This is a genomic window from candidate division KSB1 bacterium (genome assembly GCA_022562085.1).
In the GTDB taxonomy this organism is placed as follows: domain Bacteria; phylum Zhuqueibacterota; class Zhuqueibacteria; order Oceanimicrobiales; family Oceanimicrobiaceae; genus Oceanimicrobium.
The window spans coordinates 35,400-46,659 of record JADFPY010000004.1; the positions used below are offsets into that span (position 1 = coordinate 35,400).

Annotated in this window: 11 protein-coding genes; 3 read left to right on the plus strand and 8 right to left on the minus strand. The window is 43.9% G+C overall.

Annotated elements, in window-relative coordinates; all coding sequences use genetic code 11:
- Window positions 1-4: 4 nt before the first annotated feature.
- The 6 genes from IH879_00825 to IH879_00850 all read right to left on the minus strand — a co-directional run bounded on the left by IH879_00825 (window position 5) and on the right by IH879_00850 (window position 6,705).
- Window positions 5-1,090: a phospho-N-acetylmuramoyl-pentapeptide-transferase gene (locus IH879_00825; GenBank protein ID MCH7673477.1), complete on the minus strand. Its 1,086-nt coding sequence runs from the start codon at window positions 1,088-1,090 to the stop codon at window positions 5-7.
- A gap of 125 nt (window positions 1,091-1,215) precedes the next feature.
- The gene (gene murF, locus IH879_00830; GenBank protein ID MCH7673478.1) at window positions 1,216-2,598 is read right to left on the minus strand and encodes a UDP-N-acetylmuramoyl-tripeptide--D-alanyl-D-alanine ligase; all 1,383 of its coding nucleotides are present in this window, start codon (window positions 2,596-2,598) and stop codon (window positions 1,216-1,218) included.
- Between the two features lie 93 nt (window positions 2,599-2,691).
- Window positions 2,692-4,860 (minus strand): PASTA domain-containing protein, encoded by a 2,169-nt coding sequence (locus IH879_00835; protein ID MCH7673479.1) that lies wholly within the window; start codon window positions 4,858-4,860, stop codon window positions 2,692-2,694.
- A complete protein-coding gene (locus IH879_00840) occupies window positions 4,829-5,155 on the minus strand; it encodes a hypothetical protein (protein MCH7673480.1) in 327 nt (108 codons plus the stop codon). The genes IH879_00835 and IH879_00840 overlap by 32 nt, the downstream gene beginning before the upstream one ends.
- A 7-nt stretch (window positions 5,156-5,162) precedes the next feature.
- Window positions 5,163-6,119 (minus strand): 16S rRNA (cytosine(1402)-N(4))-methyltransferase RsmH, encoded by a 957-nt coding sequence (rsmH, locus tag IH879_00845; GenBank protein MCH7673481.1) that lies wholly within the window; start codon window positions 6,117-6,119, stop codon window positions 5,163-5,165.
- A gap of 139 nt (window positions 6,120-6,258) precedes the next feature.
- On the minus strand, window positions 6,259-6,705 hold the full coding sequence (locus tag IH879_00850) for a hypothetical protein (GenBank protein ID MCH7673482.1): 447 nt from the start codon (window positions 6,703-6,705) through the stop codon (window positions 6,259-6,261).
- A gap of 252 nt (window positions 6,706-6,957) precedes the next feature.
- Here IH879_00850 and IH879_00855 point away from each other — a divergent pair, with 252 nt between their 5' ends.
- The 3 genes from IH879_00855 to IH879_00865 all read left to right on the plus strand — a co-directional run bounded on the left by IH879_00855 (window position 6,958) and on the right by IH879_00865 (window position 10,706).
- Entirely contained in the window at window positions 6,958-9,000 is a 2,043-nt protein-coding gene (locus tag IH879_00855; GenBank protein ID MCH7673483.1) for a S9 family peptidase, read from the plus strand.
- Between the two features lie 62 nt (window positions 9,001-9,062).
- Complete coding sequence (locus tag IH879_00860; GenBank protein MCH7673484.1) at window positions 9,063-9,746, plus strand: dienelactone hydrolase family protein; 684 nt, start codon at window positions 9,063-9,065, stop codon at window positions 9,744-9,746.
- 39 nt (window positions 9,747-9,785) lie between these two features.
- Window positions 9,786-10,706, plus strand: coding sequence for a hypothetical protein (locus IH879_00865; protein ID MCH7673485.1), 921 nt, complete (start codon window positions 9,786-9,788; stop codon window positions 10,704-10,706).
- Here the strand turns inward: IH879_00865 and IH879_00870 are convergent.
- Both IH879_00870 and IH879_00875 read right to left on the minus strand, forming a co-directional pair.
- A complete protein-coding gene (locus tag IH879_00870) occupies window positions 10,703-10,915 on the minus strand; it encodes a type II toxin-antitoxin system HicB family antitoxin (protein ID MCH7673486.1) in 213 nt (70 codons plus the stop codon). The genes IH879_00865 and IH879_00870 overlap by 4 nt on opposite strands.
- A 4-nt stretch (window positions 10,916-10,919) precedes the next feature.
- Window positions 10,920-11,099 carry a type II toxin-antitoxin system HicA family toxin gene (locus tag IH879_00875; protein ID MCH7673487.1) on the minus strand — a complete coding sequence of 60 codons (180 nt, stop codon included), beginning with the start codon at window positions 11,097-11,099 and terminating at the stop codon, window positions 10,920-10,922.
- Window positions 11,100-11,260: the final 161 nt, after the last annotated feature.

The window sequence follows — 11,260 nt, forward strand, 5'->3', positions numbered from 1 at the left end:
GCATTTAACGAATTTTAAATGTACTCAAACTAAACAAGACAAGCAGAATTGCGATTATCCAAAAACGCACTACCACAGTGGATTCAGACCAGCCACTCAATTCAAAGTGATGATGAATCGGCGCCATTTTAAACAGACGCTTCTTCGTCTGTTTGTAGTAGAGCACCTGGAAAATCACTGAAAGGGCCTCGGCTGCAAACACGCCGCCAATAATAATTAACAAAAGCTCTTTTTTTAGTAAGATAGCCAATGTGCCGAGCGCACTTCCCAGCGCCAGCGAGCCAGTGTCACCCATAAATACCTGCGCCGGATGCGAATTGAACCAAAGGAATCCCAGCGATGCGCCAACCAATGCCGCACAATAAACGGTCAACTCGCCAGCGCCCGGCAGGTAAAGGATGTTCAGATAATCGCTGAAATCAGTACGGCCGGAAAAATAGGCGATGATTGCCCAGGCCAAACCCGAGATACCAACCAAACCGATTGCCAGACCATCCAACCCGTCGGTTAAGTTGACCGAGTTTGAGGTAGCAATAATCACAAAGATAACCATTGGAATATAAAAGACGCCGAAATCGATTTCATAGTCCTTGAAGAATGGCAGCGTACTTAAAGTACTGATGTCAGCAAACTGAGGCGCAAAGTAAATAACGCCCCCGACGATTGCTCCGAGCGTTAATTGTCCCAGGAGCTTGTATCGGGCAACCAGTCCCTTGGGAAGCTTTTTAACGACTTTAAGATAGTCGTCTATAAATCCCACGATGCCCATCCAAAGGGTCGCAAACAATATTAGCTGGACATAAATATTCAAGACCTGGGCCCAAAGCAGGGTAGGGATAATCACGGCGGCTAAGATGATCAGTCCGCCCATAGTGGGAGTGCCTGATTTTTGTAAGTGACTCTGGGGACCGTCCTTGCGAATTTCCTCTCTGATCTGTTTTTGCCGCAGTTTCTTGATGATGTAAGGCCCGACCACAAAACTGATAAACAGGGCAGTAATGGCTGCCGCGGCTGATCGAAACGTAATATACCGAAAGATATTAAATCCGGAGACAATCTCTTTTAACGGATAAAGTAGATAATAGAACATGACTTCAATATATTGTTGTTTGGATTAGATGAAGGTACTATATATTGTTATAAAAGTCAAGAAAAAATGGATTTAGGTGTTCCAGATTAAGCTCGGAAACTTCCGATCATTAAAGGCTGAACACCTTATTTTTCAAGTAAAGCCTCGACCACTTCTTCCATTTTCATTCCCTGCGATCCCTTTACTAAGATCGTTTCACTCTCTCTGGGTAACTCACTCAACTCACCAATGAGGGCTTCCTTATCCTCAAAATGTTTTGCGATTAGATTTTCTCCGGACTTTTTGGCCGCCAGTACAGCTTCGGCGGCGAGCTGTCCAAAAGCAAAAAACACATCAATGCCATAATTTTTTAGAGACTCGCCGATTTTTGCATGCTCTGAAAGCGCTAGTTCTCCCAATTCTAACATGTCCGCAAAGATAAAAATTTTTCTCCCGGAAGCCGGAATTGAGTGCAAGGTCTCCAAAGCTGCAAGAGTTGAGTCCGGGTTAGCGTTGTAAGCATCATTTAAAATAAGCATTTTTTTATGCTTTAAAACTTCCATGCGTTTGCCCGGCAGTTTAACATTTTGGAGGGCGGATTTCATCTGACTAAGCTCGATCCCGAATTCAGTGCCAACAGCAATCGCGGCAAGCGCGTTGATTAGATTATGATTTCCCAGGAAGTTGATTTTAATTTCTACTCCATCGACCTGCATGACTGGAAAGCCGTGTTCATTCGTTCCGGGCATTTCACCAGTCACATTTGCTTTTTTACTAAATCCGTAAGTCATGCTTTTTTTAAATTTTTGTGCGTGTTTTACAATCAACGGATCGTCAAGATTTATAAAGGGGGTGCCATTTGGTGAAAGGTATTCAAAAAGCTCCATTTTTGCCTTGGCAACTCCTTCCAAAGTTTTGAGAAACTCAAGGTGTCCACGTCCGATATTTGTAATCAAACCAAAATCCGGCTGCGCAATCTCGCAAAGCCGCGCAATTTCTCCGAAATGATTCATGCCCATTTCTATAACCAGGATTTTGTGGCTGTCATTCAGTTTGAAAAGCGTCAACGGCACGCCAATGTGGTTGTTCAGATTGCCCTCGTTTTTGCAAACCTTACCGGCTTCCGATAAAACCGCCGCGACCATTTCTTTGGTCGTTGTCTTGCCGTTCGTGCCGGTCAGCCCAAGGACCGGAATGTTGAATTTGCTGCGATATTCGTTTGCGGATTCCTGCAACGCTTTAAGCGAATCATCAACAACAAAAATCGGGTAGCTTTCAAATCCAAGTTTGTTTTTTACCCACCATTTCGCCTCGACGACCGCTGCTTTTGCTTGTCTTTTAAATGCACTCAGCACAAAATCATGACCATCATGGTTTTCTCCGCGAAGCGCAAAGTAAACCTCATTAGGTTGAATTGTCCTCGAATCGATTGAGACTCCCGAGATCTGCTGGTGTAATTTTTCTTCAGACCCTCTGTAAGTAAATGAACAATTTCGAGTTCCTAAAAACCGATTTAAAGTTAGATCCATCATTCTGTTTTTTCATCAATCCCTCAATTTCACCTGCCCAAAAAAGGGAAGGCTTCCCTCTCCGAATGGGAGAGGGAAGGGTGAGGAGGTAGTTCAATTGAAAAGAGTCTCGATTTTATTTCTGGGCTTAAATTCCAGCATGCATCTGGCCCCGGCCTTGATTTTTTTCCCGGGCTCAGGATCCTGCCTGTAAACACGACCGCTGCCAAACACTTTAGCGCTCAAGCCTTTAATTGACAATTCAGAGATGGCTCTGCGCATGGATAAACCGGTTAATTTCGGCATGATTACATATTCATTTTCATAGGAAAAATCTGATAGAGTTAAAATTATTTTCTGAAACTCACCCGAATCCGGGTCTGTCTGTAACTTTTGACTTTTGACAATTTGCCCGCTGCCGTTTGTTTGATATTGAATGTTCAAATTTTCTAAAATCTGCTTTGCTGTTTCTACTCTTCTGCCAGTTAAATCAGGAATTGCCTCGATACCCGGCTTTTGAATTTGTTTGGCAGGCGTTTCGTTAGGGGTTGGGTAAATCTTCAAAATGTGCTGAAGAATTTTTTTAAACGCCGGCGCAGCCACGTGCCCCCCGGAGTGAATAGGATAAGGTTCGTCAATTGCGACATAGATCAAATACTCCGGATGATCTGCCGGGTAAAAGCCGCCAAAAGAAGCGATATATTTTGTGTTGGAGTAACCGGACCCGCCATCGAGCGGCTTTTGTGCGGTGCCAGTTTTTCCTGCGACACGTCCACTTGAAATCCGGGCTAAAGTGCCGGTGCCGTCTGCAACAACCTCTTTTAAAATTGAGGTCATTATTTGGGCTGTTTTCGCAGACATAACTCTACGGATGCTTTGGGGCCAAAACTCAGATACGGTTTCCTGGCTTTTACTTTTTATTGTTTTTATAATTACCGGCTTCATGAGTTTTCCACCGTTTGCAATTGCGCCGTAAGCCATGGCCATTTGCAGCGGAGTGACCGCGACTTCATGACCATAAGAAATTGCCAACAGCGAAAACCTCGACCACTCGGTCTGTTTATTTAAAATACCAGAGACTCCTCCCGGCAACTCGACTCCTGATTTAATGCCAAAGCCAAAATTTCTGGCAGCCTTGTACATTTTCTCTTTGCCGATTTCCTGGGCAATCTTAGCTGCACCAATATTGCTAGAATATTTAAAAACATTTTTAAAAGAAAGCCAGGAGCGACTCTCCGGGTCGTTTATGACTTCCCCAAATATTTTATATTTACCGTTTTCACAAAAAACAACGTCATCAAGTTTTTTAACTCCGTTTTCCAGAGCGGCCATCATGGTAACAATTTTAAAAGTTGAACCCGGTTCGAAAATATCCGTTATCGAGCGGATTCTCCAGGTTTCGGGGGAAGTTTTTCCCGCCTGATTTGCATCGAAACCAGGTTGAGAAGCCATCGCCAGAATTTCACCTGTGTGAGGGTTGGTCACAATAACACTGCCGCCTTTGGCGTTAAATCGGGAGACAGTTGCACTTAATTCTTCTTCGGCAATCGTTTGAATCACATGGTCAATGGTCAGGACAACATCGTCACCGCTTTTTTGGTTTTCGCTAGAGGAGCTAATCGGTAAGATTTTTTTGCCCCGGGCATCTTTTTGGAGAACGCTCCAGCCGTCCTCACCTCTCAAATGTTCATCAAATTGCAGTTCAACGCCGCTTAGCCCGTTTCCGTCGATGTCCACAAACCCGAGAACTTGCGCCAGTTTTTCCTTAAAAGGATACACTCTTTCAGTGGACTCAACGATACTGACTCCCTCCAGGTTCATTACATTAATCATCGCCGCTTTCTTTTGATCAATTTTTCTTTCCAGTATAACAAATTTATTCCCTTTCTTAATTTTATTAACAATTTCCGATAAACTTTTCTTTAGAACCACCGCCAGCTTACGGCTTAATTTTTCAGGATCGCCAATCATTCGTTTGTCCACACCAATATCAAAAGAGGGATTACTCAGGGCGAGGGGTTTGTGATTCCGATCAAAAATTAGACCTCTTTGAGCTTTTTGCACGTGCCCTGCGACATACTGCTGTTCAGCCAACCTGGTGTATTTTTCGTGCCCGAAGACTTGGATTTGCACCAGGCGCAAAAATAAAACCCCCGCAACCAGGTATAAGCTAAGCTGTACAAAGCGAAACCTCCAGACCTTTTCCTTTTGCGGTAGTATCCTCGGCCTTTGGGTTCTGACCGCAGAATATTTATTTTTTCGATATTTGGATAATGTCTTCACTTGCAAGGAACTCCAAACCTAAATCCTGAGCTATTTTATATATTCTGCCGAAACTCGACAACCTGATTTTCTCTGTTTTTAGCTTTTTCTTTTCCGCCAGGTTTTGAGCCAAGACCGTCTCCAACCTTTGAATTTCAGCCAACTTCAAGTTTGTCTGGATCTTAAGCCACACAAACAGCAGCATCATGGCGAAAGTTAAAAGCAGAACTCGGACTTGCGGCCAAACCGAACGCTTTTTCTTCTTTTTTAAAACAACCCGGTTTTTGATAACCGGGATTTTTTTTGTCTTTGCCATTATACTCTCACGGAGCCGGGTCTGAGCGTAGCCTAAGGGCTTCACGCTCCTCGAGCATCTCTGCTGTTCTTAGCCGCGCACTACGGCTCCGCGGATTGCGCTGAACTTCTTCTTTCGACGGTTGAATCGATCGTTTGGTCAAAATTTTTAGCCTCCCGGGTTCGCCGCAGACGCAAATGGGCAAATCCGGGGGACAGACACAGCGCCTTGACTCTTGTTTGAAAAAATTCTTTACGATTCTATCTTCCAAAGAATGATAGCTGATAACGACCAATCTGCCACCCGTGGTCAAATAATCTAACCCACTTTCTAAAGCTGCCTTCAGGTTTTCCAACTCTTCGTTCACCGCAATTCGAAGTGCTTGAAAAATTCTCGAAAGAGACTTTATCCGGTTCTGGTAGGGGAGAACCACGCTGATGATTTCTTGCAAATCTGTGGTGGTTTCAATGACATTTTTTTCTCTTTCCTTTATGATAACCCGCGAGATAGCTCGATAGCGTCTTTCTTCGCCATACTTTTTGAAGATTTCACATAACTTTTCTTCGGAAAATGTGTTCGCGATTTCGTGTGCTGTGAGTTGTTGTTTTGAATTCATCCGCATGTCGAGTTTTCCTGAAGCACGATAGCTAAATCCCTTTTCGGCAGTGTCGATCTGATACGACGAGACACCTAGATCGAGCAGGATTCCATGTACGCGGTTTATTTTTAGTTTTTTCAGAACCTCCCCAAGGTTTTTGAAATTCGCCTGTTCTACCAAAAAGTTTTTATGCTTTAAGCGTGTCCGACTAAAATGAATGGCGTCATTGTCGAGATCTAAGGCGATGAGCCGACCGCTTTTGTTGATGTTCTTCAAAATTGCCTCGCTATGACCACCGCCGCCTAAGGTGCCATCCAAATAGATTCCGTTCTTCGCGGTGACGAGAAAGCTCAAAGCCTCTTCCTTTAAAACGGGTTCATGAAACACGAGCGAGACCACCTAAACCCGAATATCGAAATGCGAAATCCGAAACAATAATCAAATCCCAAAACGATTAACTTTTTTCAGAAACCCGGCCATTTTTTGTTTCGTATTTCGTGCTTAGGATTTCGAGTTTTATGTATTGTTAAATTCCAAATTCTTTAAACTCTTCCATCAGAGATTTCTCTTCGGGCGCTTGGGAAACCTGTTCGTACTTCAAAGGATTCCAGACCTGAATCGTATCAACAGAGCCGATAATCCTGGTTTTCTTTTTAATGCCGGCGTGAATGTAGTAGTCGGAGGGAATGTTCACTCTGCCTTGATTATCCAGAGAGGCTTCAGTCATGGTTTGGCCAATCAGGCGGCGGAGTCTGTTGGCGCTTTCACCGCTGTGGGGCAATTCTGAAATTTTATCGCCTATGCGTTCTTTCCATATATTATAAGGGTAAATGGTGATGCAGTTTTTCTGTTCTTTGGAAATAACAAATTCCGTTTGGTCTAACCGCTTCATGACTTTCCGAAACTTGGCCGGAATTTTCAACCGGTTGCTGCCGTCGATTGAATAGTCAAATATGCCGAGGAAATAAGCCATTAGAGGTTAATTTTAATAAGTTTAAGCGTTTAACCAATTCAACCCATATTTGGTCCAAATTAAGCCATATTGACCCAATAATAATCAAAATGTTTCTTAATGTCAAGAGGAATTTTTGTTATTTGATTTTTTTACTTTTGCCTGTTTTTTGAATGAGAAGTATCTTTCTCCAAAGTTTTGCTTGACAAAGTACCATTTTTTTAAAATATTTAAATCCCGCCGGAATTTCTTTTAAAACCAAAGGAGCTTTTCATGGAAAATCTACATTTTCTAAAAAGTTTGATCACATTTACTTCTTTGTTATGCTTGACCGTTGGAATCTCTTTCCCCGAAGAAAAAGAAAAGCAGCCCGAAGACAAATGGACGCCGAAACTCAGCATGAAATACAAATCAATTCTAGGGACTGCAATGTCTCCCGACGGGAAATTGATCGCTTATGTAGTCAGAGAACCGGTGATGGAAGAAGAGAAATCGGAGTATCTGAGCCATATCTGGGTTGTTTCATCAGATGGCAAATCAGATGTTCAGTATACACGCGGCGAAAAATCGGCCTCGAACCCGACTTTCTCACCGGCTGGCAAACACCTCGCTTTTACCTCCTCACGCACTGAGAAAAATCAGGTTTGGGTTATGCGAGTCATGGGCGGCGAAGCCGAGCAGGTGACGGAGGCTAAAAGTGGAGTAGCTTCGTACCAATGGTCGCCCGACGGAAAGTACATTGCTTATACAATGAAAGACCCCGACACTGAAGAAGAGGAGAAGGCGAAGAAAGAAAAAAAAGACGTCATTCTCGTCGATCAGAATTTTAAATACAATCATTTGTACAAAGTGCCTTTAGCGAGAAATTCAGAGGAGAAACGGCAGGCAAAGCGGTTAACCGCCGGTGAGTTTCACATCACGTCCTTCGACTGGTCACCTGATGGAAAAAACATCGTGTTTTCTCATCAAGCCGATCCGCGGATTAATACATCTCGAAGCGGTACTGATATTTCTGTTGTGCCTGCAGATAGCGGAGAGGTTAAACCTTTGGTCGTCAGACCAGGTGCTGACCGCAATCCTGAATACTCGCCAGACGGCAAATGGATTGCTTTTATTTCACATGGCGGCCAGTCCGAAAATATCGGCCTTGGGGACCTGTATCTTGTTTCTGACGCTGGAGGTACACCTGAGAAGTTGACCGAAACACCCGACCGCAATATTCGCTCAATTGATTGGTCGAGCGATGGAAAACGCATTTTTGTAACCGAGTCCTTTCGAACCTCTCGTCATCTGTTTACCATTCCTGTAGACGGAAATGAGCTTGGTTTCATAACAAGCGGCGACGGTATTTTTAGTTCAGTTTCTTTTAATGACAAAACCAATCAGATGGCTGTTACTTATCAAAATTTGGCTTCGCCTGTTGAAGTTTATACCTCTCCAATTAAAGAAATAAACATGAAAAAGCTGACGGCAGTAAATTCAAATGTCCCCAGACCAAAGATGGCAAAAACCGAATTGATTAAGTGGAAATCGAAAGATGGTTTTGAGATAGAAGGCCTGTTAACGTATCCTGTCGATTATGAAAAAGGCCGCGCCTATCCATTGATTTTAAATGTTCACGGCGGGCCTGCGGGGGTTTACAGACAATCGTTCACTGGCAATCCTTCTATTTACATGATTCAATACTTCGCGCAACAAGGCTACGCAATTCTGCGCTCCAACCCGCGCGGCAGCACCGGCTATGGCAAGGATTTCCGCTATGCCAATTTCAAAGATTGGGGATTTGGCGATTACGAGGACATTATGTCCGGTGTCGATAAAGTCATCGACATGGGAGTTGGCCACCCGGACAGCCTTTGCCTGATGGGTTGGAGTTATGGCGGCTACATGACATCTTACGTGGTCACCAAGACCAACCGGTTTAAAGCAGCCAGCATGGGCGCAGGGTTACCAAACCTGGTCAGCATGGTTACTACCACCGACATTCCGGATTATTTAGTGGCCCATATGGGCGGAGAGTTCTGGGAGGATTACGAAACCTACGAAAAACATTCTGCGATTTACCGAATCAAAAATGTCACTACGCCAACACAGGTGATTCATGGCGCTAAAGATCTACGGGTTCCGTTTACGCAAGGCCAGGAATTTTACGTTGCACTTTCACGCCTTGGTGTGCCGACGGAAATGATTGTTTATCCCAGGACGCCACACGGTCCACGCGAGCCCAAGTTTTTGATGGACGTTTCGGAGCGAATCCTGACCTGGTTTGAAAAGCATCTTGGAAGAGGTAAGCCAACTGAATTGACTGCGAAGTAGTTCGTAGTTCAAGGTTTAGTTTGAAAACAACCAGCCTGAAGGCTGGACTACAAGCAAAAATCATGAGCCAAATAAAAACCACCAACCTCCGTTTTGAAGCAACCCAAAGCTCAGGGGAAGTCAGCGCGATTCTCATGCGGCCCGAAAATGCGCGCTGGCTTTTAGTTTTAGGGCACGGCGCAGGAGCCGGTATGCGGCACAGTTTTATGGAGGCTGCGGCACAGCAACTTGCCCAAAATGGCATTGCGACGTTCCGCTACCAATTTCCATATATCGAGCAAGGCAAGAAAAGTCCAAACCCGCTACCCATTCTCATGAAAACAGTGCGTTCGGCTGTTGCGGCCGCTTCGAAAGCAACTGGCGACTTACCATTGGTTGTCGGCGGTAAATCTCTCGGCGGTCGTATGACGTCATCAACCGCTGCACAGGAACCGTTGCCGGGAGTGAGTGGTATTGTTTTTTTCGGCTTCCCTCTACATGCTCCGGGAAGGCCATCCAATGATCGAGCTGCGCATCTTTATGATGTCCACCTGCCAATGCTTTTCTTACAAGGCACCCGTGACAAACTTGCCGACCTTGAGTTTTTAAAACCGGTTTGTGATAAACTCGGTACGCAGGCCACTTTGCACACAATTGAATGGGCTGACCATGGGTTCCACGTACCGAAGAAATCCGGCCGAACGGATGAGGAAGTCATTGAGGAGTTGGGGAAAACGGCTGGGGAATGGATAGCAAAATTGGGATAGGGGCGAAAATTTTATTTTAGTTAAAAAATGGAGGAGCTAATGAGCGTATTAAGAATGGTCATTGCTGACGATCAGCATTATATCTCTAGTGAGCCTCATGGCAGTTGCGCAGAAAAGATTTATGCCCTTTGTGCTCAAGCGCCAATAAATCTCGAAGAACTCGACAAACTGGTTCAGTCTACTTTTGCTGAAAATCTAAAATCCCTTCTCAATGGGCCAGAAAGCATGGATTTAGAACCGTTTGATGCCGGTTTAATCGTGGTTGATCTTGCTAAAAAATGGGTTTTCGCCGACGATACCTATTTCGGGGCCGCCCGCTCCGGCACGTATTTTAAGTTAGGCGATGAAGAATCCAAAATCGAATATGAGTTTTCAGAAGATTGGAAGTTTGTCAGCGAGGCAAAGTGGTTTCGGTATTTGCAGGATTGTGATTTGAAATCTTATTTCAGAAAGGATTCTTTTAATTCAGCACTGGACGAAGTGATTTTTGAAAATGAACCAGGCGAAAAAACTGAAGTGGATTATGAAATGGTTGATAGTGAAGAGGATGACTGGGATGAAGGCATATCATCGATTCATGTGAAGTTTGCAAACCGTATTTGCGGTTTGGTTGATTTTAAAGCAGAGGATGAAGTGGAGCAACGCGACTTGTACACACTGGATCACATTATCAATTACGAAAGAGAGGTCGAGACAACCGAGTACCAAATCAAAAAAGCCAACGAAACTATTGAGAGACTTAATATCCAATTACAGGCAGTTCAGAACTTGTCTAAGCGGTATGACGAGCCAAGGTGGGAGCGTAAGCAAAAACATTTTCAAGTGCGCATTGATGAGCAAAGGAAACGAATTACTCAACTATCCGATGATCATGTTGAAGCTGAAGCTATGTTGGAGGAGCTGCGAAATTTTGTGGTTACAGAAAAGTTTCGGAATGTCTTAAAAAAGTGGGAATCTTAAGCGGCTACCTCAATATATTTAGAATAACTATTTGGCTCAGGAACTTCAAACCCTTCTTGACGCAGTCCGTCTAAGTGAAATTCTATGCCTTCATGCATGGTTTTTTCTACTTCTTCTTTCGTTTCTCCTGTAGCTACACACCCCTCTAAGTCGGGCGAATAAGCAGAAAATCCTGTATTTGTTTTTTCAATAATGATTAAATACTTCATTTCTTTAATCCTGCTTGTTTAAAAATATGTTTAATGTTCCCGGGGCAAGTTCGTCACTGGGTTTGCCAGCGATGGTAACCAAACCATTCTTGTTTTGATGTTTATACTGACGATGACTACCTCGAGTTCTGACCATTTCCCAACCATCATTCTGTATCATCTTAATAGCATCTCGGACTTTCATTTATCAATATGTGCAATCATTTCTTTATGGAGAACAAAATAGATTAGGCATTTTTATTTCTGAGCAGCCACCGAGCTCTTGAGGCTCGCCAGTAGTTCATCCGCTTTACAGCCTTCCTCTTCGGGAACAAGTTCTTGATATTTCCCAAGAACATCAACTGC

Bases quoted from the DNA above. Each gene is read 5' to 3' on its own strand.
- IH879_00825 (MCH7673477.1), bottom strand. From the start codon at position 1,090: ATGTTCTATTATCTACTTTATCCGTTAAAAGAGATTGTCTCCGGATTT.
- murF (MCH7673478.1), bottom strand. From the start codon at position 2,598: ATGGATCTAACTTTAAATCGGTTTTTAGGAACTCGAAATTGTTCATTT.
- IH879_00840 (MCH7673480.1), bottom strand. From the start codon at position 5,155: ATGGCAAAGACAAAAAAAATCCCGGTTATCAAAAACCGGGTTGTTTTA.
- IH879_00850 (MCH7673482.1), bottom strand. From the start codon at position 6,705: ATGGCTTATTTCCTCGGCATATTTGACTATTCAATCGACGGCAGCAAC.
- IH879_00855 (MCH7673483.1), top strand. From the start codon at position 6,958: ATGGAAAATCTACATTTTCTAAAAAGTTTGATCACATTTACTTCTTTG.
- IH879_00860 (MCH7673484.1), top strand. From the start codon at position 9,063: ATGAGCCAAATAAAAACCACCAACCTCCGTTTTGAAGCAACCCAAAGC.
- IH879_00865 (MCH7673485.1), top strand. From the start codon at position 9,786: ATGAGCGTATTAAGAATGGTCATTGCTGACGATCAGCATTATATCTCT.
- IH879_00870 (MCH7673486.1), bottom strand. From the start codon at position 10,915: ATGAAGTATTTAATCATTATTGAAAAAACAAATACAGGATTTTCTGCT.
- IH879_00875 (MCH7673487.1), bottom strand. From the start codon at position 11,099: ATGAAAGTCCGAGATGCTATTAAGATGATACAGAATGATGGTTGGGAA.